General features: G+C 64.6%; 21 protein-coding genes. 14 read left to right on the top strand and 7 right to left on the bottom strand.

Annotation, left to right across the window (positions count from 1 at the left end):
- Positions 1–62: 62 nt before the first annotated feature.
- From FJ942_RS04685 to FJ942_RS04675, 3 genes are all read right to left on the bottom strand, one after another.
- On the bottom strand, positions 63–815 hold the full coding sequence (locus FJ942_RS04685) for an SDR family oxidoreductase (RefSeq protein WP_140513668.1): 753 nt from the start codon (positions 813–815) through the stop codon (positions 63–65).
- A gap of 482 nt (positions 816–1,297) precedes the next feature.
- Positions 1,298–2,038, bottom strand: a complete 741-nt coding sequence (locus FJ942_RS04680; RefSeq protein ID WP_140513669.1) for a tellurite resistance TerB family protein — start codon at positions 2,036–2,038, stop codon at positions 1,298–1,300.
- Between the two features lie 116 nt (positions 2,039–2,154).
- The gene (locus tag FJ942_RS04675; protein WP_140816724.1) at positions 2,155–3,084 is read right to left on the bottom strand and encodes a rhodanese-related sulfurtransferase; all 930 of its coding nucleotides are present in this window, start codon (positions 3,082–3,084) and stop codon (positions 2,155–2,157) included.
- Positions 3,085–3,271: 187 nt separating this feature from the next.
- On the opposite strand from FJ942_RS04675, the gene FJ942_RS04670 reads away from it, so the two are divergent.
- On the top strand, positions 3,272–3,910 hold the full coding sequence (locus FJ942_RS04670; protein ID WP_140496266.1) for a 2-dehydro-3-deoxy-phosphogluconate aldolase: 639 nt from the start codon (positions 3,272–3,274) through the stop codon (positions 3,908–3,910).
- A 12-nt stretch (positions 3,911–3,922) separates the two neighbouring features.
- On the opposite strand, the gene FJ942_RS04665 is transcribed toward FJ942_RS04670, so the two are convergent.
- Positions 3,923–4,681, bottom strand: a complete 759-nt coding sequence (locus FJ942_RS04665; RefSeq protein WP_140761395.1) for an SDR family oxidoreductase — start codon at positions 4,679–4,681, stop codon at positions 3,923–3,925.
- Between the two features lie 220 nt (positions 4,682–4,901).
- On the opposite strand from FJ942_RS04665, the gene FJ942_RS04660 reads away from it, so the two are divergent.
- Positions 4,902–5,795 carry an AraC family transcriptional regulator gene (locus tag FJ942_RS04660; RefSeq protein WP_140522382.1) on the top strand — a complete coding sequence of 298 codons (894 nt, stop codon included), beginning with the start codon at positions 4,902–4,904 and terminating at the stop codon, positions 5,793–5,795.
- Positions 5,796–5,881: 86 nt separating this feature from the next.
- Here FJ942_RS04660 and FJ942_RS28420 read toward each other — a convergent pair whose 3' ends face one another.
- The 3 genes from FJ942_RS28420 to FJ942_RS04650 form a co-directional block, all read right to left on the bottom strand.
- Entirely contained in the window at positions 5,882–6,058 is a 177-nt protein-coding gene (locus FJ942_RS28420; RefSeq protein WP_181165230.1) for a hypothetical protein, read from the bottom strand.
- 195 nt (positions 6,059–6,253) lie between these two features.
- The gene (locus tag FJ942_RS04655; protein ID WP_181169809.1) at positions 6,254–8,095 is read right to left on the bottom strand and encodes a DUF882 domain-containing protein; all 1,842 of its coding nucleotides are present in this window, start codon (positions 8,093–8,095) and stop codon (positions 6,254–6,256) included.
- A 469-nt stretch (positions 8,096–8,564) separates the two neighbouring features.
- Positions 8,565–10,100: a sigma-54 dependent transcriptional regulator gene (locus FJ942_RS04650; RefSeq protein ID WP_140729028.1), complete on the bottom strand. Its 1,536-nt coding sequence runs from the start codon at positions 10,098–10,100 to the stop codon at positions 8,565–8,567.
- 168 nt (positions 10,101–10,268) lie between these two features.
- Here FJ942_RS04650 and FJ942_RS04645 point away from each other — a divergent pair, with 168 nt between their 5' ends.
- From FJ942_RS04645 to FJ942_RS04590, 12 genes are all read left to right on the top strand, one after another.
- A complete protein-coding gene (locus tag FJ942_RS04645; protein ID WP_181169807.1) occupies positions 10,269–12,107 on the top strand; it encodes a M3 family oligoendopeptidase in 1,839 nt (612 codons plus the stop codon).
- A 374-nt stretch (positions 12,108–12,481) separates the two neighbouring features.
- Positions 12,482–13,207, top strand: a complete 726-nt coding sequence (locus FJ942_RS04640; protein WP_140584326.1) for a proton-conducting membrane transporter — start codon at positions 12,482–12,484, stop codon at positions 13,205–13,207.
- A 206-nt stretch (positions 13,208–13,413) separates the two neighbouring features.
- Positions 13,414–14,559 (top strand): aminodeoxychorismate synthase component I, encoded by a 1,146-nt coding sequence (locus FJ942_RS04635; RefSeq protein WP_140897289.1) that lies wholly within the window; start codon positions 13,414–13,416, stop codon positions 14,557–14,559.
- Positions 14,508–15,170 carry an aminotransferase class IV family protein gene (locus tag FJ942_RS04630; RefSeq protein WP_140897288.1) on the top strand — a complete coding sequence of 221 codons (663 nt, stop codon included), beginning with the start codon at positions 14,508–14,510 and terminating at the stop codon, positions 15,168–15,170. Before FJ942_RS04635 ends, FJ942_RS04630 begins: the two co-directional genes overlap by 52 nt.
- Positions 15,171–15,173: 3 nt before the next feature.
- Positions 15,174–16,097, top strand: coding sequence for a DUF3445 domain-containing protein (locus FJ942_RS04625; protein WP_140897287.1), 924 nt, complete (start codon positions 15,174–15,176; stop codon positions 16,095–16,097).
- Between the two features lie 109 nt (positions 16,098–16,206).
- Positions 16,207–17,652 (top strand): homospermidine synthase, encoded by a 1,446-nt coding sequence (locus FJ942_RS04620; RefSeq protein WP_140496274.1) that lies wholly within the window; start codon positions 16,207–16,209, stop codon positions 17,650–17,652.
- 186 nt (positions 17,653–17,838) lie between these two features.
- Positions 17,839–18,216, top strand: coding sequence for a hypothetical protein (locus FJ942_RS04615; RefSeq protein WP_140496275.1), 378 nt, complete (start codon positions 17,839–17,841; stop codon positions 18,214–18,216).
- A gap of 204 nt (positions 18,217–18,420) precedes the next feature.
- Positions 18,421–20,445: a bifunctional metallophosphatase/5'-nucleotidase gene (locus FJ942_RS04610; RefSeq protein WP_140816726.1), complete on the top strand. Its 2,025-nt coding sequence runs from the start codon at positions 18,421–18,423 to the stop codon at positions 20,443–20,445.
- Between the two features lie 133 nt (positions 20,446–20,578).
- Positions 20,579–21,643, top strand: a complete 1,065-nt coding sequence (hemH, locus tag FJ942_RS04605) for a ferrochelatase (protein WP_140566191.1) — start codon at positions 20,579–20,581, stop codon at positions 21,641–21,643.
- 55 nt (positions 21,644–21,698) lie between these two features.
- Complete coding sequence (locus FJ942_RS04600) at positions 21,699–22,943, top strand: FAD-binding oxidoreductase (protein WP_140513682.1); 1,245 nt, start codon at positions 21,699–21,701, stop codon at positions 22,941–22,943.
- Between the two features lie 89 nt (positions 22,944–23,032).
- Positions 23,033–23,983 (top strand): SPFH domain-containing protein, encoded by a 951-nt coding sequence (locus tag FJ942_RS04595; RefSeq protein WP_140513683.1) that lies wholly within the window; start codon positions 23,033–23,035, stop codon positions 23,981–23,983.
- A 24-nt stretch (positions 23,984–24,007) separates the two neighbouring features.
- Positions 24,008–24,472 carry an NfeD family protein gene (locus FJ942_RS04590; RefSeq protein WP_140496280.1) on the top strand — a complete coding sequence of 155 codons (465 nt, stop codon included), beginning with the start codon at positions 24,008–24,010 and terminating at the stop codon, positions 24,470–24,472.
- Positions 24,473–24,584 lie beyond the last annotated feature (112 nt).

The following is a 24,584-nucleotide window of genomic DNA, read 5'->3' as shown; positions in this document are numbered from 1 at the left end:
GGTTTTCCCGGGAAAAGCGCGTAGCGCTTTCCCTTGGGAATTGCGCAAAAATAAAGGCTTCGTCAGCCTCTGCCCACGAACGGCATCTTGGTCGCCATCACGGTCATGAACAGCACATTGGCCTCGAGCGGCAGGCTGGCCATGTGGACGACGGCGTCGGCCACGTGCTGGACGTCCATCACCGCTTCGGCGGCAATGGAGCCGTTGGCCTGTGGCACGCCGACCGTCATCGGTTGCGCCATGTCGGTCAGCGCATTGCCGATGTCGATCTGGCCGCAGGCAATGTCGTAGGGGCGGCCGTCGAGCGCCAGCGTCTTGGTCAGCCCAGTGATGGCATGCTTGGTCGCGGTATAGGGCACCGATCCCGGGCGCGGCGCGTAGGCCGAGATGGAGCCGTTGTTGATGATGCGGCCGCCCATCGGTTTCTGCTTGCGCATGGCGCGGAAGGCCGCGCGGGCGCACAGGAACGAACCGGTGAGGTTTACGCCCACAATATCGTTCCACACCTCGACCGGGATCTCGTCGATCGGCGCCGACTTGTAGCCCATGCCGGCATTGTTGAAGAGCAGGTCGACGCGGCCGAACGCCTCCGCCACCGTCTCGAACAAATCATCGACCTCGCCGGGCTTGCTGATGTCGCAGGCGACAGCCAGTGCCTTGGCATCCGTCTGCTCGGCCGCGGCGATCGCCTCGTCCAGCAGCGCCTTCCGGCGTCCGCAGAACACGGTGTTCCAGCCGGCTTTGAGCAGCGCGGTGGCGACGCTCTTGCCGATGCCCGTGCCGGCGCCGGTGACGATGGCGGTTTTTTCGGTCATGGCAGATATCCTCCGGCTGCGCCGCATTTGGCTCGACTGATTTTCAGGTGGTCCAGGGGCAAAAGGCATCGCAAATGACGGCGGCGATGGCAAGCGGGACGCTGGTGTCCAGGGCAACGAATCCAAGCTGACAGGTTTCGTCCGGCCTTCGACCGCGCGCTGTCGAGGGAGCATTGAACGGAAAACCCGCCTGCGGCGAGTCCCTGGCGCAACTCAGCACCATAACCAAATATCTACCATAGTTGCCGTCACCCCGTCAAGGAAAAAATTCCTATCAAGGGTTCGGAGCCTGGCCGGGTACCGAAAAGCGCAATTCGTTTTTGGGAGAAGCACGGAGGGCCGACAAAAAGGGCGGTCATTGGCGACCGCCCTGATCTGGACCGGACTTGGGAGGAGGAAAGCCGATCCGACTGTCTAGAATCATGCGCTTCCTGGGTTAACGAGAGGTTAACGCCACGAAGGCCCGCCTGTTCCGTTTTGGCCTACCAGCGTGGATTGGGTGAGGTCCCGGCCTTGGCAGCCGGCACTTTGACCGCCGAAACCGTTGCCTCGACATGGTCGATCAGCGCATCCGGCAGGCCGAGCCGGCCCGCGAGCAGATCGAGATAGCCGCGCTCGGCGCGTGTGTCGGGATCGATTGTAAGGCGCGACGCGGTGTAGAGCTCAAGCTTCTGCGCGTCGGTCTTGGCGCCGGCCACCAGCGTGTCGAGGTCGAGCGGGTTCTCCAGCTCCGCCATCAGGAATTTTTCCGCATCGGAACCGATCCCCGCGAGGCTCAGCTTGCCGGCGATCTTCTTGCGCTCCTCATCGTCGACATGGCCGTCGGCCTTGGCCGCCGAGATCATCGCCCGCACCAGGGTCAGCGTGAATTCGTCCTCGCCCTGCGGCGCTTGCGACGGGTGGAACGCAGTGTCCTTCGGCGGCGGCAGCAATTCCGGTTCGCCGGCCGCCGGCGCCTGCTCGGGTGCATTGCCGGCCTTGTAGTTCTGGTAGGCCTTGTAGGCGAGGCCACCGATCGCTGCCAACCCGCCGAGCTTGACGGCGGCACCGGTGACCTGGCGCCCGGCGCCGGTTCCAAGCAGCACCGCGGCCAGCGCGCCCGCCGCAAGAGGATTGTCCTTGGCCATCTGCACCGCCTGTCCGGCCTTGTCGCGGACCGTGCCGCCGGTGCCGGGAATTTGCGAGCCGAGCAGATCGTCGAGAAGCTTCTTGGGATCGAACATCAATGCCTCCAGGATTGCCCGGCCGAACGGGCAGGTTTCGAACGCCGAAGACGTAGGTCCCGAAACCTGACATTGCAATGACGGGCGGCCGCTTTGCCCCGGCCCAGGCGCCTTGATCAGGACCCGATATGCGGTCCCCTGCCCCGCGCCTGCGCCAGCTCGACCTGCCGCTGGCGCTCGGCATAGCGCTGGCGGTCGTCGTCCGACCGAGCGTCGAAACAATGCGGGCAGGAGACGCCGGCGGCAAATTTCGGCGATGTCAGCTCGTCCAAGGTCAGTGGATGCCGGCAGGCGCGGCACAGCTCGGCGTCGCCCTCGGCGAGGCCGTGCGACACCGAAACCCGTTCGTCGAAGACGAAGCATTCGCCTTGCCACAGGCTGTCTTCGGCCGGCACCTCTTCGAGGTATTTCAGGATGCCGCCCTTGAGATGGAACACCTCCTCGAGACCAAGCGACCTGACATAGGCCGTCGCCTTCTCGCAGCGTATGCCGCCAGTGCAGAACATGGCGACCTTGCGGCCTTCCAGTTCCGCGCGGTGCTCTTCCACCCAGGCCGGGAATTCGCGAAAGCTCGCGGTCGCCGGATCGATGGCGCCCTTGAAGGTGCCGATCGACACTTCGTAGGCGTTGCGCGTGTCGATGACGATCGTGTCGGGTTGGGAAATCAGCGCGTTCCAGTCGGCCGGCGCGACATAGGTGCCGGCACTCTTCGCCGGGTCAATGTCTTCGACACCCATGGTGACGATCTCGCGTTTCAGCCGCACCTTCATGCGGTGGAAGGGCATTTGCGCGGCGCTGCTGTATTTCACCTCGAGGCCGGACAGCCCGTCGATGGTTTCGAGATGTTCGATCAGTTCGGCAATCGCCGCATCGCTGCCGGCGACCGTGCCGTTGATGCCTTCATGCGCCAGAAGCAGCGTACCCCTGATGCCGCGCCCACAGCAGAAGGCAGCCAGTGGCGCCCGCAGCGCCTGGAAGGCGTCGAGCCGGGCAAATTTGTAGAGCGCGGCGACGCGGACAGGCTGGGATGGCGCGGACGGTGTCATTGCCAGAGCAACTAGACGCTCGTAAAAGCCGTTTCAAGGTGAAACGGGTTTGACGGCCTGTCATGGTCCTGTTCCGGAAGAGCCCGTAAGCTACCCGGCGTGCGTGACATCACGACACGCCCGGTTGCGTGGACAGGAAAATATCAGTCTGCTAATCGGTTGAATTGACAACGATATGGAGAAGAAGATGCCTAGCAAGACCGAAAAACTCCTGTCGCTGCTCAATGGCCAGCCGGTCATCCCGGTGCTGAAGATCGCTGAAGTTGCCAATGCCGTGCCCTTGGCCCGCGCTTTGGCACGCGGCGGCCTGCCGGCGATCGAGATCACGCTCAGGACCGCGGATGCGCTGGAAGCGATCCGACGCGTGGCCGGCGAGGTCGAGGAAGCCATCGTCGGTGCCGGCACCATTCTGGATGCCCGCCAGTTCGATGAGGCGGCCGCCGCCGGCTCGCAATTCATCGTCAGCCCGGGCATAACCCGCGAGCTTCTGGCAGGCGCCGCCGACAGCGAGGTTCCGCTGCTGCCCGGCGCCATCACCCCCGGCGAGATCATGGCCGCGCGCGAAGCCGGGCTGCGCTTCCTGAAGTTCTTCCCGGCCGAGCAGTCCGGCGGCATCGCCTCGCTGAAGGCATTCGCCTCGCCGCTCGCCGACGTGAAATTCTGCCCGACCGGCGGTATCACCGGCAAGAACGCGGCCGACTATCTCAGCCTGCCCAATGTCATCTGCGTCGGCGGCTCCTGGGTCGCCCCCGACGACATGGTCAAGGCCGGCAGGTGGGACGAAATCGAAGCTCTCGCACGCGCCGCGAGCAAGCTCGCCGGATAAGCGCTTTCGCGTTCACCAGCGCAGCGGGCCATTCTCGTCGAAATAGCCGGCAGTCGGACCATCGGCATCGAGCGTCGCCAGGCGCACGATGATCTCGGCTGCCTGCTGCACCGTGCGACCGCCCCTGTGCCCGTTGAGATCGGTCGCGGTGTAGCCGGGAGCAGCGGCATTCACCTTGATGCCGCGCGGCGCGAGCTCCCTGGCGAACGCCACCGTAATCGCGTTGAGCGCCGTCTTGGAGCTGCCATAGCCCATGATGTTGGGCGACTGGTTTTCGCCTGTTGCGTCCTGCGCGCGTGCGATCGAGCCGATATAGCTGCTCACCATGACGATGCGGCCGGCGGGCGATGCCAGCAAGAGCGGCAGGAATGCCTGGGTGACCCGGATCGGGCCGAAGACGTTGACATCATAGGTGGCCTTGATGTCGGCGATGTTCTCCCGGCTCGGCGGCAGCTCATAGCGCTCGTCGGGGCCGAGCGCGTCGACATATCCAGGAGCAATGCCGGCATTGTTGACCAGCACGTCGAGGCTGGCTACCCGCGCCGCGACGGTCCTGGCGGCGACCGCCGCGCTTTCGTCATCGACGACGTCGAGTTCGAGCCACTCGACGTCGAGCCCTTCGTTGCGCAGCGCCTGCGCCGCCGCGGCGCCGCGTTCGGCGTCGCGGGCGCCGAGCCAGACCTTGAATCCTGTCGCCGCCAGGCGCCGTGCGGTCTCCAGGCCGATGCCCTTGTTGGCGCCGGTCACCAGTGCGCGCTTCGATGTCGTCATATCCAAATCTCCTTTGTGGAGGCCTGATGCCTGTCGCCTGGAAGTGGCCCGGTCCGGGAAAACGACATTGCATAAAACAAAGGCCCAAAACACGCCGCCAAACGCGACGCGCCTTAGAGATGGCGGATTGCCGCCCGCCTCGCGCGCCGAAAACTCTCTTGCTCTTGCCCGATCCTCTCACCTGGTTGCGCGGCCCACGCGGATCGGCAATGCTGGAACGATGAGAGAGGCGCTGCTGGAATTGATCGCCATCGCCGCCCGCCATGCGCATGGACGGCGGACAAGGACGGCGATCCCTCGCGTTACGATCGGCCGCAGCGAGGTCCCGACGCCGCCTATGCCCGAGCTTTGTCAGCCGACGGCGCTGTTCGTGCTGCAAGGCACGAAATCGGTGCTGATCGGCGAGCGTACGCTTCGTTATCAAGCCGGCAGCTATTTCGTCTACGCAGTCGAGACACCCGCCACCAGCCAGCTGATCGAGGCGAGCACCGCGCATCCCTATGTGGCCATCGGCTTCGCCCTCGATGTCAAGGCGATCGCAGCCCTGCTCATCGAGCACGAGCCGGCCGTCGGTGGCGACGATTTCATGACCTACCTGGCCAATGACGACCTGCTCGACGCGTGGCGCCGGATGCTGCGGCTGCTCGACAGGCCCGCCGAGATTCCCGTGCTCGCTCCCCTGCTCGAGCGCGAGATATTGTTTCGCCTGTTGCAAGGCCCGCAAGGCGCGAAGTTGCGCCAGCTCGCCGGCGCCGACAGCCGCTTGTCACAGATCCGCCGGGCGACCGCCTGGATCCGGGCTCACTATGACGAGCCTATCGAGGTGCGGCGGTTGGCCGAGCTCGCCAATATGAGCAGCGCTGCGTTTCATCGCCACTTCAAGGCGGCGACGGCGATGAGCCCGATCCAGTACCAGAAGCAGGTCCGCCTGCTGGAGGCCCGCCACCTGCTGCTGGCCCAGCCGGGAAACGCCGCGCGGGTTGCCTTTACCGTGGGCTATGAAAGCGCTTCGCAGTTCAGCCGGGAGTATGCGCGTCAGTTCGGGTTGCCGCCTGCACGCGATGCCGCGCGGCTTCTGGCGCGGGGCGAAGCGGCCGCGCTGGACATCGACTGAACCATCCCGGGCGGCACGAAAAAGCCCGGCCGGCTTGCGCCGATCGGGCTAGTCTGGTGCCATGATAGTCAGTGGTGTCTTGGCGGTCAGTTGCAGACCCTGACCTTCTCGACCGCCTTGTGGCGATGCTTCCAATGCGTGACCATCTTGGTCCGGCAGTGATGCTTGCCATTTTTGATGATCACGGTTTCGGCTTGCGAGGGAGCAAAAGCCGCCGATGCCGCCACCAGCGCCAGGACGGATGCCAACAGGATCTTCTTCATGAATATCCCCGGGGTTGGAACGCAGCCATTCTAGCCGGGAAACAGGCAGCTTTTACCTTTTCACGAGAAGTTCAGGCACCCGTGATCCCGCGGGGCCGGGGCCGGCTTCATGCATGCCGGTTGTGCCCGCACACAGCCGGCTGACAACGAAAAGCCGCGCCGGTTGCCCGGCGCGGCTTTCGGAATGCCCGGTCTTTACTTCGTCTGGAAGCGCGCGACGGACAGGAATTTTACGGCATTGCCGGTGAAACGGTTGGCATCCGCCATCTGGTCGCCCTGCTGGAAGCCGGCCGTGTAGACCTCGCTCGGCGGCGTGTGGACCACGTTGTAGGCGTAGCCCGGCGCCGTCGTGGCGCTCGAAACCGTCGCGACATTCTCGCCGCTGGTCAGCGCCCAGCGGGCGGCCTGCGGTGCGGCGGCAACCACGATGGCCTTGGGACCGGGTTTCAGGTCGCGGGCGGTGGCTCTGGCCTCCTTGCGGGTCGTCTTCACGCCGGCGCCGATCGCGGCGACCGGATCGGAACCGGCAGCGCGGGCGACGACGGCCTCGCGCGGCGATGCGGCATCGACGCCGGACGGGTCGTTGAAAGCCGAACGAGGCTCGGACAACGACGCAACCCGATAATAGTCAGCCTGCACGGGAAGCGCCTCGGCCTCGTCGAGCACGGCCTTGACCGCATCGGCCTTGACCGCATCGGGCTTGACCGCATCGGGCTTGGCCGCATCGATATTGGTCATATCCGGCCGCGCGCTCGGCAGCACCGAGAAGGCATCGGTCGCGGTCTTGCCACGCTCGGCCGTCTCGGCCAGCGCCATCAGCACATCCTTGCTGGGCGCAGGCGCCAGCACCGCCGGCAACGTGTGTTCGGGGCGCCATGTCGGCAAAGGTATGTTGTTGGCGGCAACCTGCGCTGCATCGGCGGCGACCGCCGAGGGATCAGCCTTGCCGAAAGGCATATTCGCCGGCGTCTGCACGGTTGCCACGGTCTGTTCGGTGCTGGCCGTCGCATCCGCCATGCCGAAGGGAACATTTTCAGGCGGCTGCGCGCCGACATCGACTTTCGGCCGCGGCGCGAAATCGGGCAGCGGGATGCTGCGTGCCGGCAACGCCGCGATGATCGTCTCGGGCGTATCCTTTTCCGGCTCCGGGGCCTGCTCCTCGGCGACCTGCGGGATCTCGGCGCGCTTGGCGTTCTCGGGCGCCACGATCGCGATCCCCGGCAGGGTGCCGCTCTTGGCGGTGCTCGCCGGTACCGGCTTCACGCTTCTCGGCTTCGGCGCCGGCTCTGCCGATGCGACATCGGCGCTGTCGTCGGCCTCGTCGTCGCCGCCGCCGAAGAAGGCAGCCAGGAGTCCGCCGGACCTTTTGGAACCACCGCCGGCGCTGGCCAGCTCGATGGCGGCGCCGCCGGAGCCCTTGCGTGCCTTGTATGAGGCAAGCGCCTGCTCAAAGCCAGGCAGCGGCCGGCCGTCGCTCGGCACGTGCAGCGTCTTGCCGTTCGGGAACAGGCTCACCAGTTCCTGTCGGCTGATGCCGGGCCAATGGCGCACATTGCCGACATCCATGTGGACGAACGGCGAACCGGATCTCGGATAGTAGCCGACGCCGCCGCCCTGCATCTTGAGCCCGATATTGCGCAGCTTCTTCAGCGGCACGCCCGGAATGTAGAAGTCCATCGCCTTGCCGAGCATGTGCTGGCTCTTCTCGGCGACACCCTTGCTGCGACTGCGCAGCATCGAGTTCGTCGACGGCGAGCGATAGCCGCAAACCACCTGGATATAGTCGGTGGCGCCGCTTTCCCGATAGGCTTCCCAGACCAGGTCCAGCAGGCGCGGGTCCATCTTGGTCGGCTCGTTGCGGCGCCAGTCGCGCAGGATGATGTTGATCTTCCTCAGCCCGGCCTGATCGTAACGGCCGTTGCGCTTGTAGACGATCTCCGCCTTCTCGTGCGTGTGGAGGTGGTAGAGCTTCAGCGAACGCACTTCGGCCCTGGCGCCGGTTGCGGCAGCGGCAAGAAAACCAAATGCGACAATCATGGCCGCCAGCCACTTCGGCCAGACGCTCAAATGATAGTGCCGCCCGTTTGTGTGTCGTTCGATTCTGTTCAAATCAAAAGGCCTTGCAGGCTGCCGTTTGTCCCCGGATTTGCCCAAACGGACGTGTCGTTGTCACATCCGAATATCGATCCTAATGGTTAATCATCGCTTATTGAAGCCGAAATGCGGTAAGACCGTGGCGATATCCCGCCAAAAATTGTCCACAAGGTTTCTTGGTAAACCGCTGGTTTAGATCATGATTCCTCGTTTGGCCGAAACACGATCTGTTACCGTTAGCCTTAATGCGTGAACGGGACCGTCGGGGACGTCGCCATCGGCGCGCCACACTCCGGTCCAGTCAATGCACCGGCGACATGATGGCAGCGCAAGCTGGTCCCGGCCTTGCGTGACCGCACTCGGGCCGACCGCTCTCAGGCCGGACATCGGGCGGCTGTGCGCGATAGCGCCCTCAGGAAGCGAGCCGGTCGAGCCTGCCGGTTTCCGGATCGATGCCGTATTCCTTGAGCTTGCGGTAAAGCGTCGAGCGGCCGATGCCGAGGCGGCGGGCGACTTCGCTCATCTGGCCGTTGTAGTGATCGATGGCGAGCTTGATCATCTCCAGTTCGACATCCGCCAGCGCGCGCACATTGCCGCGCTCGTCGAGCGCGCGCAGCGTGCCGAAGCGTGGCTGAAGCCGCGTCGGCGATTCGGGTTCGGCAGCCGAAACGCCCTCGCCGGCCAGCGCCGGCTCATCGCGCGGTTCTACGGCCAAAGCCGGGCCGGCCGGCGCGATGTCCACATCGAGGCGGACCGTGCCCTCCACCTGGGCGCGGATTTGCGGGAAATCCTCGACGCCGAGCACATCGCCTTCGCACAGCACCGAGGCGCGGAAGACGGCATTTTCCAGCTGCCGGATATTGCCGGGCCAGTCATAGGCCTGGAGCACGGCGAGCGCCGCCGCCGAAATGCCCCGCAGGCGATGGCGCGGGTCTGCCGGAGCCACCTTCTCCATGAAATGTGCGACCAGATCGGGAATGTCGTCGCGGCGGTCGCGCAAGGGCGGCACATAGATCGGATAGACGTTGAGCCGGTAGAACAGGTCCTCGCGGAACTTGCCGTCCTTGACCTGCTGCAGGAGATTGCGGTGCGTCGCCGAAATCAGCCTGATGTCGACCCGGACCGTGGCGCGGCCGCCGACCGGATCGACCTCGCCATCCTGGACGGCGCGCAGCAGCTTGACCTGCACGTCGAGCGGCAGGTCGCCTATCTCGTCCAGAAACAGCGTGCCCGAATGCGCTTCGACGAATTTGCCGGTGTGCTTCTCCGTGGCTCCGGTGAACGAGCCCTTCTCATGGCCGAACAGGATCGATTCGACCAGATTGTCGGGAATGGCGCCGCAATTGACGGTGACGAAAGGTTTCGAGCGGCGGTCGCCGCTGCCTTGTATGGCGCGCGCCACCAGTTCCTTGCCGACGCCGGATTCGCCCTCGATCAGGATCGGGATGTTGGATGCCGCCGCTTTCTGGCCGAGGCGGATCACCTTGTCCATGGCGGGACTGTGCGTGATCATGTCCCTGAAGGTCAGCAGCCCGCCGCGCCGGCGCGACGTGCGCTTGACCTCGCCTTCGACAGCCTCAACCTTGAGCGCGTTGGCGATCGAGGCCTGCAGCCTGTCGGGAGAGGCCGGCTTGACGACGAAGTCGAAGGCGCCGTGGCGCATCGCCGAAACCACGGTCTCGATGCCGCCCTGGGCGGTCTGCACGATGACCGGGATGGTGATGCCGCGCTCGCGCATCGCCTTGAGCACGCCGATGCCATCGAGATCAGGCATGACCAGATCGAGGATGACCACCGACACGTCGCGGGCGCCGGGTCCGTCGAGGGCGTCGAGGCCGGCAGCGCCCCCGTCGACGACGATTGCGGTGTGGCCGAACCGCGTCACCGCCGCCTCGAGCAGCCGGCGCTGCACGGGATCGTCATCGACTATGAGTATGGAACCTGTCATGACTGTCTTGAGCCGCCCGCCTGATATCCCCATGGACCATCTTGGCACAGGGTTCTAAATAAGGTTTCAAAAAACCCGGTGAACGAATTCCTTAGGATTTGACCGGCTTCTCCGTTCTCCTGATTCTGGCCCTGGGCCCGGCCACTCGATTCAAAGAAGGTATTGTCGATGCGCGTGATGTTTGATCGGCGGCTTGCGGCGCCAGCTTCCGGTCAGGGCGCCGCCGAGCTTGGCGATCTGCCGGAATGGAATCTTGCCGACCTCTATGCGGGCATGGAGGCGCCGGAGCTGAAGCGCGACATCGCGAAAGCCGCCGCCGATACGGTCGCCTTCGAGAGCCGCTGGAAGGGCACGCTGTCCGCCGAGGCCGAGCGCGGCAGCGCAGGCAGGCTGGGCGAGGCGCTTGTCGCCTATGAGGCTCTGGAAGAGCTGATCGGCCGCATCGTCTCCTATGCCGGCCTCATCTACGCCGGCAACACCGCCGATCCGCAGCGCGCCAAGCTCTATGGCGACATCCAGGAGAAGATGACCGACGCCAGCGCGCATCTTCTGTTCTTCGCGCTCGAACTGAACCTGATCGACGACGCGGCCATCGAGGGCGCGCTCGCCGCCGACCCCGCCTTCGGTCATTACCGGCCCTGGGTGCTCGATCTGCGCCTGGACAAGCCCTATCAGCTCGAGGATCGCGTCGAGCAGCTGTTCCACGAGAAGTCGATCACCGGGCGCGGCGCCTGGAACCGGCTGTTCGACGAGACGATGACGGACCTGCGCTTCGACGTCGACGGCGAGGAGCTGACGCTGGAACCGGCCCTGAACCGATTGCAGGATGCCGACGGCGAGGTGCGACGCCGCGCCTCCGAGGCGCTCGCCCAGACCTTCCGGAGGAATTTGCGCACCTTCACGCTGGTCACCAACACGCTGGCCAAGGACAAGGAAATCTCGGACCGCTGGCGCGGTTTCGAGGACATCGCCGATTCACGCCATCTCGCCAACCGCGTCGAGCGCGGTGTGGTCGATGCGCTGGCTTCGGCGGTGCGCGAGGCCTATCCGCGCCTGTCACACCGCTATTACCGGATGAAGGCGCGCTGGCTGGGCATGGAGGTGATGAACCACTGGGACCGCAACGCGCCGTTGCCGGAGACACCGCAGGCGGTGATTGGCTGGGACGAGGCCAGGAACACGGTGCTGTCCGCCTATCAGCGCTTCTCGCCCGAGATGGCCGAGATCGCGCGGACTTTCTTCGACCGCAACTGGATCGACGCGCCGGTGCGCCCAGGCAAATCCCCCGGCGCCTTCGCCCATCCGACCGTGCCTTCGGCGCACCCCTACGTGCTGCTCAACTACATGGGCAAGCCGCGCGATGTGATGACGCTGGCGCATGAGCTTGGCCATGGCGTGCACCAGGTGCTGGCCGGCGGCCAGGGCGCGCTGATGGCCTCGACGCCGCTAACGCTGGCCGAGACGGCGTCCGTTTTCGGCGAGATGCTGACCTTCCGCTCGTTGCTCGAGCAGACCACCGACAGGCGCGAGCGCAAGGCCATGCTCGCCCAGAAGGTCGAGGACATGATCAACACGGTCGTGCGCCAGATCGCCTTCTACGAGTTCGAGCGCAAGGTGCATGCGGAGCGCCGCAACGGCGAACTGACATCCGACAGGCTCGGTCAATTCTGGCTGGAGGTGCAGGCGGAAAGTCTGGGCCCGGCGATAAAGTTGCGCGACGGCTACGAAGTGTTCTGGACCTACATCCCGCACTTCATCCATTCGCCCTTCTACGTCTACGCCTATGCGTTCGGCGACTGTCTGGTGAACTCGCTCTACGCGGTCTACCAGAACGCAGAGCGCGGCTTCCAGGACAAATATTTCGAGATGCTGCGCGCCGGCGGCACCAAGCATCATTCGCAGCTTCTGGCGCCTTTCGGCCTCGATGCCACCGATCCCGCCTTCTGGCAGATCGGGCTTGGCGTGATCAGCGGCCTGATCGACGAGCTGGAAGCGCTCGACAACTGAGGCGTCTTCTGTGCGTCGTCCCCACCTGCTCAGAACAGTTTAGCCGGAATGCATATTGGGCCCACACTATTCTTGGTCTAAATATCTGTTCTTGAATAACTCTCTTTCGTAGTTTTCCCATAGCTTTCCGTAAGCTCTATGATAGCCTCGCCGCCAAGCTCAGCCGGAGCATGCGGGTCGGGCGGGGAAGTCTCAGCCGACCGCGGCGTTCCGGTGCACGCGACGACGGCCATTGGCCATGGCTTGCAAAGCCGATGCCGACGGCTCGACTGAGGCCGGCTGTTCCGCAGGCGGCGGAACCATCATCGAGTAGTCCTTCGCCGAAGGTCATTAAGTCCAATGCCGCGGCAGACGGATCTGACTGGAGAGAGACAATGGGCACTTTTTTCTACATGCTCCTGGCGTTCCTTGTGGGTGTGCTGGTTGGCTGGTTCATCTGGGGACGCTTGCGCGGTGAACTCGACAGCTTGCGCGGCGATCTCGACCGCACACGCAGCGAGCGCGACCGGCTGCGGGCCGACAGCGATCGCCTGACCGGCGAGTTGGATGCCTGTGGGCGCACCCGCGCCGACCTCGAGCGCCGGCTGCGCGAGGCCTCGACCGGCTCCGGCCCGGCAAAGGCGGCGGCGCCGGCGCCGGCCGCCTTGATGTCGACGCCCACCCCTGCCAAATCCGCTCCGGCGGCCAAGCCGGCGCCCAGGAAGCCGGCTGCGGCCAAGGCCGCTTCCAGCGCCGCGAAGACCGGCGCGCCGAAGGCCGCTGCCGCCAAAGCCTCTCCCAAGGCCAGCGCGGCGCCCAGGAAGGCGGCACCGGCGAAGGCCGCGCCGGCCAAGGTGGCTTCCGGCAAACCCGACAATCTGCGCCGGCTGATCGGTATCGGCCCGGTCAACGAGAAGCTGCTCAGGGCACAAGGCGTCACCAGCTTTGCCCAGATCGCCGCCTGGACAGCCGCTGATATCAAGCGGATCGAGGACGTCATGAATTTCGACGGCCGTATCGCGCGCGAGCGCTGGATCGAGCAGGCCAAGCTGCTCGCCGCCGGCAACGAGGCGGAATTCGCCAGGCAGTTTCCGTCGGCTGGAACCGCCAGCAACACCTGAGCGACAGGGCAGATCCGACGATTGCGGCCGGCGGCGCGAACGAAGCGCCGCCGGTTTGCTTTTGGCCGCAAGGTCTGCGCACGGATCGGGCCAGAGGTTGGGCCAGAGGTCGGCTTTAAGTGGCAAGGTGCCGCTCCCTCGATTGCGCGCGGCTGGCCCCCCATATAGAGCCATCATTGGCTTCATCGATCCACGCGCCGAGTTCCATGCCCCTGCCCGCCGCAATTTTCCGCAATGACGAAAGCGCGCGCCAGCTCGTTTTCGACCGACCGGACGACATCATCACGGCGCACGAGGCCCGGGATTTCTCGGCCACGCTGCAGGCGGCCCAGGCCGCGCATGACGCCGGCAAATGGCTTGCCGGCTATTTCTCATACGAGGCGGGCTACCTGCTGGAGCCGAAGCTGGTTCCGTTGCTGCCGGCCGGGCGCCGTGCCCCGCTGGTCTGCCTGGGCGTCTTTGACGCGCCGGTGCAAGAGCCGGTGCCGCCCCGCAAGGCGGCGGCGACCAACGGCCCGATCTTCGATGCAAGGGCGACATGGTCGTTCGAGGATTACGAGAAGCGGTTCTCGCGGCTGCACCGGCACATCAGGCAAGGCGACTGCTACCAGGGCAACCTGACCTTCCCGGTGCATGCGCAATGGTCGGGCGATCCGCTCGCCGCCTTCGACGCGCTGACCGAACGCCAGCCGGTGAAATATGGTGCCCTGGTTTCGCTTGGCGATCCGGTCGTGCTGTCGCGCTCACCCGAACTGTTCTTCGAGATCGACGCCCAGGGCATGGTCGAGACGCATCCGATGAAGGGCACGGCGCCGCGTGGTGCGACGGAAGCCGACGACGAGCGCCAGAAAACCTTCCTGCGCAATGACGAGAAGAACCAGGCCGAGAACCGGATGATCGTCGACCTGCTCCGCAACGACATCTCGCTGATCAGCGAAGTCGGCACGCTGGAAGTGCCAGAGCTGTTCCGCATCGAGACCTATCCGACCGTCCACCAGATGGTGAGCGACGTCAGGGCGAAGCTGCTGCCAGGCCTCACGATCCGCCAGATTTTTGCAGCGCTGTTTCCCTGCGGCTCCATCACCGGCGCGCCGAAAATCCGCGCCATGGAGATCCTGCATGACCTTGAAGGCACGCCCCGCGATGTCTATTGCGGCGCCATCGGCTGGATCGCGCCCGGCGGCACGATGCGCTTTTCCGTGGCGATCCGCACCATCTCGCTCTTTCCCGGCGGCGAGGCCGTCTACAATGTCGGCGGCGGCATCGTCTTCGATTCAACCGCGCAGGAGGAGTATCAGGAGTGTCTCTTGAAAGCCCGCTTCGCGACGGGAACGCCGCCGGTTTCGAATTGATCGAGACCATGCGCTGGGAGCCGCCCATGGGCTTCCTGCGCTTGGAGCGGCATCTGGCGCGCCTCTATGGTTCGGCGGCCGAACTCGGTTTTGCCTGCGACCCGCAAAGGATCGGCGACGTGTTGGGCAAGGCTGTCGACGGCGCGCGCAACGCCTTGCGCACGCGCCTGGCTTTGGCGCGCAGTGGCGACGCGGCCGCCTCGGTCCAGCCCTATGAGCCGCTCGCCGCCGATAAGGTCTGGACGCTGCGGCTGGCGCGCACGAGGCTCGATTCGAACGACATGCTGCTGCGCCACAAGACCAGCCGCCGGCAGGTCTACACGCATGCCCGCGCTGAATATCTCATCACCCAGGCTGACGAAGTGCTGTTGGCCAACGAACTTGGTGAGATGTGCGAAGGCACCATCACCAATGTCTTCGCCGATTTCGGCGACGGCATGCTTTTGACGCCCCGCCTCGATTGCGGGCTGCTGCCTGGCGTATTGCGCGGCGCGCTTCTGGATGAAGGCCGCGCCCGCGAAGCGATCTACAGCTTTGACGACTTGAAATCCGCCAGGGCGCTCTATGTCGGCAATTCACTGCGCGGCTTGATCCCGGCAAAGCTGATCTGAAGCATGACATCCCTGCCCACCCACACGCCCTATGATGGCTCGTCCAAGCTGTTCACCATCGGGCTGAAGCCGCTTGCCCTGGCCGACTGGATCGAAGTCGACGAACATCTCCTGCCGTTCCTCGCCGAGAAGCGCCGCCTCTATGCCGAAATGCCCGGCCGGGTGTTCGTCGAGGAAGACGGCACGCGCGATGCCCAGCGCGAAGTGCTCGACCTGCTCGAAGCGCACTTGCCGCGGGCATTTCCCGAGACCCATCGGCGTGCCAGTGGCGGGGTCGAGGTGATCGGCGCCGCCGGCAATCCCGAGGGCGACTTCGCCAAGGCGCCGCTTGTCGCGGCCTCGCTGCTCGTCCAGGAAGACCTGATCCTGATGCGCCGCGGCGAAGACGGCTGGCGGCTCGCCGCCGGCTCGCTCTGCTTTCCCTCGTCCTGGTCGCTGCTCGAAAAATTCGGCAAGCCGTTGCAGCAGATACATGCGCCCGTGCCGGGTTTTGGCCCTGGCACGCGGCCGGCCGAGCTGATCAACCGCATGTTCGACGGCCTCCAGGGCCAGGCCGTGGAGCGCTACAACTGGTCGATTCAATCGGGCGATGCGCTCTACCATCCGCTATCCAATGTCGAGCGAATCGAGCGCGCCGCCAGCCGCCCGTCGCGATTTGCCGATGGCGACGCCAATGCCCACGCCTTCATCCGCGTCGAGCGGCAGACGCTTCGAAAATTGCCCGTCTCGGGCGACATCCTGTTCACCATCCGCATTCATCTCGACCCGCTGGCGGCGTTGGCGCATCACCCCGACCGGGCAACGCTGGCTCCGGCTTTCGCTGCCCAGCTCGAAGCGCTCGACATCGCCCAGCTCGATTACAAGGGCTTGACATCAGACCGCGACCGGCTGGTCGGCGTCCTTAACCAAATGGCGAACGCCGCCTGACCGGCGGTTGGCGCTTTTCACTGGTTTATGACAATGATCTGTGATGTAGCGCATGCCCGTTGGGCGAGAATGCCCGGGTTTGCACCTGTCTGAAGGAGTGCTCGATAAAATGGCGAATGAAAACTGGCCCGTTTACGGTGAGATCACCGGCCCTGTGGTGATGATCGGCTTCGGCTCGATCGGACGGGGCACGCTGCCGCTGATCGAGCGCCATTTCAAGTTCGACAAATCGCGCATGACGGTCATCGACCCGCTCGGCACCGACCGCGCGCTGCTCGACGAGCGCGGCATCACCTTCATGCAGGATGCGGTGACCGAGAAGAATTACAAGAAGCTCCTGACCCCGCTTCTGACCAATGGGGGCGGCCAGGGTTTTTGCGTCAACCTGTCGGTCGACACCGGCTCGGTGGATCTGATGCGGCTCTGCCGCAAGCTCGGCGTGCTCTACATCGACACGGTCGTCGAGCCATGGCTCGGTTTCTATTTCGATGCCGAGGCCGACAATGCCAGCCGCACCAACTATGCGTTGCGCGAGTCGCTGCTCAAGGAAAAGCACGACAAGCCCGGCGGCGCGACCGCGGTCTCCACCTGCGGCGCCAATCCGGGCATGGTCTCGTGGTTCGTCAAGCAGGCATTGGTCAACCTGGCCACCGATCTCGGCCTCGAGTTTTCGGAACCCGCGCAGGAAGACCGCGAGGGCTGGGCGAAGCTCATGAGGAAGGCCGGCGTCAAGGGCATCCACATCGCTGAGCGCGACACCCAGCGCACCAAGAAGCCGAAGCCGATGGAGGTGTTCTGGAACACCTGGTCGGTCGAGGGCTTCATCTCCGAGGGCCTGCAGCCCGCCGAACTCGGCTGGGGCACGCATGAGAAATGGATGCCCAAGAACGGCAAGAAACACAAACATGGTTCCAAGGCCGCAATCTATCTGGAGCAGCCCGGCGCCAACACGCGCGTGCGCTCGTGGTGCCCGACGCCAGGTGCCCAATACGGCTTCCTGGTGACCCACAACGAGGCGATCTCGATCGCCGACTTCTTCACCGTGCGGTCCAAAAAGGGCAAGGTTCAGTACCGCCCGACCTGCCACTACGCCTATCATCCCTGCAACGACGCGGTGCTGTCGCTGCATGAAATGTTCGGCGCTGCCGGCAAGGCGCAACCGGTACACCATGTGCTGGACGAAAACGAACTGGTCGACGGCGTAGACGAGCTCGGCGTGCTGCTCTACGGCCATGACAAGAACGCCTACTGGTACGGCTCGCAACTGTCGCTCGCCGAAGCGCGCAAGCTGGCGCCTTACCAGAACGCCACCGGCATGCAGGTCACCTCGGCGGTTCTGGCCGGCATGGTCTGGGCGCTGGAGAACCCCGAAGCCGGCATCGTCGAGGCCGACGAGATGAACTACAAGCGCTGTCTGGACGTGCAGTCGCAATATCTCGGACCGGTGAAGGGCTATTATACCGACTGGACGCCGCTCGATAATCGGCCCGGCCTGTTTCCGGAGGACCTCGACCGGAACGACCCGTGGCAATTCCGCAACATCCTGGTGCGATAGCGTCGCGCCAAGCATGCCTCACTGCCTTGCAATCGCCCGGAAATCGGGCGATTGAAGGATGCGGACGGGAGCAAGCCGCGTCCATCTGGACGCATGAACTGCGCTCTTGAAACTTGGATGCATGCACCGTGCTTTCCGAAAGTCGTTTTCCGATTTCGGGCCGACGGGCGAGGAGAGGATTTTTACATGACCATTGCGCGCAAGATTCTTTCGATGAGTGTTGCGGCGGCCACGATGGTGGGGCTGGCCGCTTGTGCAACCAGCGGTCCCGACGAGCCGTCGATAGGGGCCGCGCCGAAGGGCGTCGAAGGCTCCTGGATCGACGCCAAGGGCACCGGTCTTTCGACCTTTGCCGGCGGAACCTTCACCACGGTAGCGACCGATACCGGCCAGAAGCTGTCCGACGGCACCTATACGATGACCGGCGCCACTTCGGTCGAGATCCACGGTACCTCGCTGATCCGGCAGACGCCGGTGAGCTTCAATTGCCTGCTGGTGTCCACCAGCCAGCTCAACTGCACCAGCGGCTCCGGCCAGAATTTCGTGCTGACCCGGCGCGCCTGAACCACCAGGCATTCAGACCTGCAAAGGACGGCGGCCAATGGCCGCCGTCCTTTTTTGTGCCCAGCAGGGATCAACGGGATTTTGCCCCGATTTCCCCTTGCATGCTCCGGAACGCGATGGGAACATGGCTGAAAAAGCCGGCTGTTAGAGACCGGTCAAGCAAGAGCGCTAAACGGCTCTGATCAGCCTATCCGGGAGACGAAGATGAAAAAGCTTGCCGCCATTGCCGCCCTTTCCGCGTCGACGCTGGGCCTGTCGGCCGGCGCATCTTTTGCCGACTACACGCTGAATATCCTGCACATCAATGATTGGCACAGCCGCATCGAAAGCAACAACAAATACGAATCCACCTGCTCGGCGGACGAGGAGACAAAGGGCGAATGCGTCGGCGGAGCCGGCCGGCTGGTCACGGCGATCGCGCAGGAGCGCAAGAAGCTGGAAGGCCAGAACGTGCTGTTGCTCAGCGCCGGCGACAATTTTCAGGGTTCGCTGTTCTACACGACTTACAAGGGCAAGGCCGAAGGCGAGTTCCTCAACGACATGAAGTTCGATGCCATGGCGCTCGGCAATCATGAATTCGACGACGGCGAAACGGCATTGGCGCCGTTCCTCGACATGATCAAGTTCCCCGTGCTCGGCGCCAATGTGAAAGCCAACGCGCAGTCCAAGCTCGGTGACCGCGTCAAGCCGTCCATCGTCGTCGAGGTCGGCGGCCAGAAGATCGGCATCATCGGCGCCGTCACCAACGATACGCCCGAACTCGCCACTCCCGGCCCCAACATCGCCATCGAGGACGACGTCAAGTCGATCACGGCCGAGGTCGAGAAGCTGAAGGGAGAGGGCGTCAACAAGATCATTGCCGTGACCCATATCGGCTACAACAGGGAGCGCGATGTCATAGCGAAGATCCCGGGCGTCGACGTGGTCGTCGGCGGCCACAGCCATACGCTTTTGTCCAACACCGATCCGAAGGCGGCAGGCCCCTATCCGACCATGGTCGACAATCCGGACGGCTACAAGGTGCCGGTCGTGCAGGCGGCGTCCTATTCGAAATATCTCGGCGAGTTCAAGGTCGTGTTCGACGACAATGGCGTCGTCAAGTCGGCGAGCGGCGACCCGATCCTCCTCGACAAGTCGATCACGCCCGATCCCGCCGTGCTCGCCCGCATAAAGGAGCTCGGCGCGCCGATCGAAGCGCTGAAGAACAAGGAAGTGGCCGAGACGACTGACGTCATCGACGGCAGCCGCGAGAGCTGCCGCGCCCGCGAATGCGCGATGGGCAATCTCGTCTCCGACGCCATCCTCGACCGCGTCAAGGAACAGGGCGTCGAGATCGTCATCTCCAATGGCGGCGGCCTGCGCGCCTCGATCGACAAGGGCACCGTCACCATGGGCGAGGTGCTGACCGTGCTGCCCTTCCAGAACACGCTGGCGACCTTCCAGATCTCGGGCAAGGACCTCGTTGCCGGGCTCGAAAGCGGTCTCAGCCAGGTCGAGGACGGCGCCGGCCGCTTCCCGCAGGTGGCCGGCCTGAAATACGCCTTCGACAAATCCGCCCCGGCCAATGCCGGCCGCGTCAAGTCTGTCGAGGTGATGGAGAACGGCGCCTGGACGCCGCTCAATCCCGACAAGGACTATCTGGTCGCCACCAACAACTATGTCCGCCAGGGCGGCGACGGCTACAAGGTTTTCGCCGAAAAGGCCAAGAACGCCTATGATTACGGCCCCGGCCTCGAACAGGTGGTCGCCGACTATCTCGGCGCGCACCGGCCCTACACGCCCAAGCTCGACGGCCGCATCACCGAGATCGCCGCGACGACAGCGGCCGCGCCTGCGGCGGAGCCCGCCAAGCCAGCCGAAGCAATGCCCGATCTGCCTGCCAACTCCGGCGATATCGCCAACACGCCGCCGGCCGTGTCGACCGAGGCCGCGCCTGCGCCCGCACCGGCAACGCCTGCCGCTCCGGCAACGCCAGCACCTGCGGAACCGGCAAAGCCTGCCGAAGCCGCCCCTGCCCCGGCAACACCCGCGCCGGCTGAGCCGGCAAAGCCCGCCGAGGCCGCACCGGCCGAAACCAGCCATGTCATCGTCGCCGGCGATACCTATTGGGACCTGGCAAAGAAGGCCTATGGCGACGGCACCAGGTGGAAAGTCATTTCCGAAGCCAACAAGGGCTACGAGCCGCGCCGGCTTCCGGTCGGCGCCACCTTGACCATACCGCCGAGGTAACCGCCTTCGCCTTTGCGCGCAGGGACACCCGCCGAAACAGGGCGGGCGTCCTGTTTTTGGTAAGGTGCGGCCAGACGCTGCATTGAAAAGCAGCGCGGCGTCGCTACTTTCGCGCCGTGTTCGGAGACCCGCAATGCCGCCTTCCATCCCTGTCGACGCCAAGCCCGCGAGGACCGTGGGACCGAGACCGGCCGGACATTCGCCGGCCAAGGCGGGCAAGGTCGGCGTCATGCTGGTCAATCTCGGCACGCCGGACGGCACCGATTTCAGGCCGATGTGGCGCTATCTCCGCGAATTCCTGTCCGACCCGCGCGTCATCGAACTCAACAAGGCGATCTGGTATCCGATCCTCTATGGCCTCGTGCTGACCACGCGACCGAAGAAGTCGGGCGCCAACTATGCCAGGATCTGGAATCGCGAGAACAACGAGTCGCCGCTGCGCACCTATACCCGCGCCCAGGCCGAGAAGCTGACCGTGGCATTGCGCGACCTGCCCGACGTGGTCGTCGGCTGGGCGATGCGCTACGGCAATCCCTCGACCGCGAGCGTCGCCGAAAGCCTGGTCGCGCAGGGCTGCGACCGCATCCTGACCTTTCCGCTCTATCCGCAATATTCGGCCACCACCACGGCGACTGCCAATGACCAGTTGTTCCGGGCGCTGATGAAGATGCGTGCGGCGCCTGCCGTCCGCAGCGTGCCGCCCTACTATGCCGAACCGGTCTATATCGAGGCGCTCGCCCATTCGATCGAACGGCATCTGGCCAGCCTCGATTTCGAACCGGAGGTGGTCATCACCTCCTATCACGGCATCCCGAAACCCTATTCCGACAGAGGCGATCCTTACCGCGAGCATTGCCTCGAGACGACACGGCTGCTGCGCGAGAGGCTCGGCTGGGACGAGAAGAAGCTGATCACCACCTTCCAGTCGCGTTTCGGCGCACAGGAATGGCTGCAGCCCTACACCGACAAGACGGTGGAGAAACTGGCCAAGGACGGCGTGAAATCGATTGCCATCGTCAACCCCGGCTTTTCCGTCGACTGCATCGAAACGTTGGACGAGATCGGCCGCGAGGCGGCGGAAACCTTCCATCATGCCGGCGGCGGAAGATTCGCGCACATCCCCTGCCTCAACGACAGTCCCGAAGGCATGGCGGTGATCGAGGCGATGGTGCGGCGCGAACTGTCCGGCTGGATCTGAAACCGGGAACAATGGACGTTCCGGGGCGTTGAGGCGCGCCCTCCGGAGACCATCGATGCCCCGCAAGCTCGACCTCAGAAGCGGCCGGCCAGTCTGGTCCGCCTATCGGGCACCCGCTGTCCCGACAAGCGCTCTGACCCGTGACGCCAAGGCCGATGTGCTGGTGATAGGCATGGGCATCAGCGGCGCCATGATCGCAGAAGCGCTGACGGCGGACGGCCATTCGGTGGTCTGCATCGACCGGCGCGGCCCGCTGAGAGGGTCGACGTCGGCGACCACCGCCCTGGTGCAGTTCGAGATCGACCAGCCGCTGACGGCACTCGGCAGGATGATCGGCAAGGCCTCGGCGGAACAGGCCTGGCGGCGCTCGCGTCTGGCCGTTTCCAACCTTGCCGGCCGCATAGCCGAGCTCTCCATCAACTGCCGCCTGAGCCGCGCCCCCTCCCTCTATCTGGCCGGTACCGTGCTCGGCCCATCGCAGTTGCGTGACGAGACCGAGGCGCGGCGACAGGCGGGCATCGCCGCGACCTATCTCGCCCCTGCGCCGCTGGCTGCGCGATTCGGCATCGAGCGCGACGGCGCCATCCTCAGCCATGGCAACATCGCGCTCGATCCGCGCAAACTGACCGCCGGATTGCTGCTGAAAGCGCTGGAGCGCAAGGCGCGCCTCTACGCCCCGGTCGAGGCGACCACGATCGAAGACAGCGCCAAGGAGGTCGTCGTCGCCACCAGGGGCGGCCCCACAATCACCGCGCAGCACGTCCTGCTCGCGACCGGCTACGAGTTGACCGACATCGTGCCGGCAGCCGCCCACCGCGTCATCTCGACATGGGCCATCGCCACACGCTCGCAGCCGCGAAAGATCTGGCCGGACGCGGCCCTCATCTGGGAAGCGTCGGACCCCTATCTTTATGCAAGGGCGACAGCCGACGGCAGGGTGATCTGCGGCGGCGAAGACGAGGATTTTATCGACAAGGAACGGCGTGACGCGTTGATCGCCGGCAAGAGCCTGAGACTGGCCAGGAAGCTCGGCCGCCTGTTCCCGGATCTGGACACCAGGCCCGATTTTGCCTGGACCGGCTCCTTCGGCACCACAACCACCGGCCTGCCCTATATCGGCGCCATCCCTGGGCATCCGCGCATCCAGGCCGTGATGGGCTATGGCGGCAACGGCATCGCCTTCTCGCAAATCGCATCCGAAATCGTTTCTGCCGCCATCGCCGGATCGGAAGATACGGACGCAAGCCTGTTCGCCTTCAGCCACCGGCAGCAGCGACACAAACAATCCCTCATCACCTGATTGTAACGTTGTTGAAACACACTTAAGTGTTTGCTGAAGCCGGCTGCGGGAGAATGGCTCCCATGGCTTGCCTCTTGAGGGAGAGCCAAATGGATTTCAGTGGTTTCGATATCGCGATTATTGTTCTGGTCGCTCTTGTCGTGCTGGTGCTGTTCAAAGGCATAAAGACAATCCCGCAAGGCTACAATTATACGGTCGAACGCTTTGGCCGTTACACGAAAACGCTGTCGCCAGGCCTCAACCTCATCGTGCCGTTCATCGATCGCATCGGCGCCAAGTTGAACATGATGGAGCAGGTGCTCGATGTCCCGAGCCAGGAGATCATCACCCGCGACAACGCCATCGTCGGCGTCGACGGCATCGCCTTTTTCCAGATCCTCAACGCGGCGCAGGCGGCCTACCAGGTTTCCGGCCTGCAGAACGCCATCCTCAACCTGACCATGACCAACATCCGCACCGTGATGGGCTCGATGGACCTCGACGAGCTGCTGTCGAACCGCGACGCGATCAACGAGCGCCTGCTGCGCGTGGTCGACGAAGCGGCCCATCCCTGGGGCATCAAGATCACCCGCGTCGAGATCAAGGACATCAATCCGCCCGCCAACCTGATCGAATCGATGGGCCGGCAGATGACGGCCGAACGCAACAAACGCGCGCAGATCCTTGCCGCCGAGGGCCTCAAGCAGTCGCAGATCCTCGAGGCCGAAGGCCGCAAGGAAGCCGCCTTCCGCGATGCCGAGGCACGCGAACGCTCCGCCGAAGCGGAAGCCCGCGCCACGCAAGTGGTGTCGGAAGCGATCTCCAAGGGAGATGTGCAGGCGCTCAACTACTTCGTCGCCCAGAAATACACCGAAGCGCTGGGCAAGATCGGTTCGGCCACCAACAGCAAGATCGTGCTGATGCCTTTCGAAGCGTCGTCGCTGATCGGCTCGCTGGGCGGCATCGGCGAGATCGCCAGGGAAGTGTTCAAGGGCGACGGGCCGTCCGGCACGCAGCGGCAGGTCTCACGACCTCCGGTCGTCAGGCCGAGCGACAACTAATGCCTTTGTGAGTGGATCAAAACCATGATCGACCGCATCGTTTCCGAACTCGGCCCGTGGAACTGGATGGTTCTGGGCTTCGTGCTTTTGGCGATGGAAATCATCGCACCGGGCATCTTCATGTTGTGGACCGGCATCGCCGCGCTGATCGTGGGCGCGGTATCGCTGCTGGTCTGGGATGCGGCCAGCTGGACCTGGCAGGTCCAAGTGCTCGTCTTCCTCGCGCTGTCGCTGGTCTCGGCATTGGTCGGCAAGAAACTCATCGGCGGACGCGACGAGCCGACCGACCAGCCGCTGCTCAACCGCCGTGGGGCGCAGATGATCGGCAGGATGGCGACGCTGGCCGAGCCGATCCGCGACGGCCGCGGCCGCATCAAGCTCGGCGACACGCTGTGGCGCGTCTCTGGCCCTGACCTGCCGGCCGGCACCCAGGTGCGCGTCACCGGAGCCGCCGACACCGATCTCGAACTGACCGTCGAGCGAGTGTGAAACCGGCTCCGCGCTAGCGCAATTCCAGGAAAAGTGTGTACGGTTTTCCGTCCGGAATTGTGCAGAAACAAAGAGATAGAGCAGTTCGCCGTTTCCGTGAAACGGTGAACTG

This window comes from Mesorhizobium sp. B2-4-2 (genome assembly GCF_006442845.1).
Taxonomy (GTDB): domain Bacteria; phylum Pseudomonadota; class Alphaproteobacteria; order Rhizobiales; family Rhizobiaceae; genus Mesorhizobium.
Note: the sequence above shows the minus strand (reverse complement) of the source record. Positions and strands in the feature narration are given on the sequence as shown.

Bases quoted from the DNA above. Each gene is read 5' to 3' on its own strand.
- FJ942_RS04665 (WP_140761395.1), bottom strand. From the start codon at position 4,681: ATGACGACATCGAAGCGCGCACTGGTGACCGGCGCCAACAAGGGCATC.
- FJ942_RS04680 (WP_140513669.1), bottom strand. From the start codon at position 2,038: ATGTTCGATCCCAAGAAGCTTCTCGACGATCTGCTCGGCTCGCAAATT.
- FJ942_RS04675 (WP_140816724.1), bottom strand. From the start codon at position 3,084: ATGACACCGTCCGCGCCATCCCAGCCTGTCCGCGTCGCCGCGCTCTAC.
- FJ942_RS04670 (WP_140496266.1), top strand. From the start codon at position 3,272: ATGCCTAGCAAGACCGAAAAACTCCTGTCGCTGCTCAATGGCCAGCCG.
- hemH (WP_140566191.1), top strand. From the start codon at position 20,579: ATGCCGCCTTCCATCCCTGTCGACGCCAAGCCCGCGAGGACCGTGGGA.
- FJ942_RS28420 (WP_181165230.1), bottom strand. From the start codon at position 6,058: ATGAAGAAGATCCTGTTGGCATCCGTCCTGGCGCTGGTGGCGGCATCG.
- FJ942_RS04615 (WP_140496275.1), top strand. From the start codon at position 17,839: ATGACCATTGCGCGCAAGATTCTTTCGATGAGTGTTGCGGCGGCCACG.
- FJ942_RS04655 (WP_181169809.1), bottom strand. From the start codon at position 8,095: ATGATTGTCGCATTTGGTTTTCTTGCCGCTGCCGCAACCGGCGCCAGG.
- FJ942_RS04590 (WP_140496280.1), top strand. From the start codon at position 24,008: ATGATCGACCGCATCGTTTCCGAACTCGGCCCGTGGAACTGGATGGTT.
- FJ942_RS04650 (WP_140729028.1), bottom strand. From the start codon at position 10,100: ATGACAGGTTCCATACTCATAGTCGATGACGATCCCGTGCAGCGCCGG.
- FJ942_RS04610 (WP_140816726.1), top strand. From the start codon at position 18,421: ATGAAAAAGCTTGCCGCCATTGCCGCCCTTTCCGCGTCGACGCTGGGC.
- FJ942_RS04640 (WP_140584326.1), top strand. From the start codon at position 12,482: ATGGGCACTTTTTTCTACATGCTCCTGGCGTTCCTTGTGGGTGTGCTG.
- FJ942_RS04625 (WP_140897287.1), top strand. From the start codon at position 15,174: ATGACATCCCTGCCCACCCACACGCCCTATGATGGCTCGTCCAAGCTG.
- FJ942_RS04600 (WP_140513682.1), top strand. From the start codon at position 21,699: ATGCCCCGCAAGCTCGACCTCAGAAGCGGCCGGCCAGTCTGGTCCGCC.
- FJ942_RS04685 (WP_140513668.1), bottom strand. From the start codon at position 815: ATGACCGAAAAAACCGCCATCGTCACCGGCGCCGGCACGGGCATCGGC.
- FJ942_RS04620 (WP_140496274.1), top strand. From the start codon at position 16,207: ATGGCGAATGAAAACTGGCCCGTTTACGGTGAGATCACCGGCCCTGTG.
- FJ942_RS04595 (WP_140513683.1), top strand. From the start codon at position 23,033: ATGGATTTCAGTGGTTTCGATATCGCGATTATTGTTCTGGTCGCTCTT.
- FJ942_RS04635 (WP_140897289.1), top strand. From the start codon at position 13,414: ATGCCCCTGCCCGCCGCAATTTTCCGCAATGACGAAAGCGCGCGCCAG.
- FJ942_RS04660 (WP_140522382.1), top strand. From the start codon at position 4,902: ATGAGAGAGGCGCTGCTGGAATTGATCGCCATCGCCGCCCGCCATGCG.
- FJ942_RS04645 (WP_181169807.1), top strand. From the start codon at position 10,269: ATGCGCGTGATGTTTGATCGGCGGCTTGCGGCGCCAGCTTCCGGTCAG.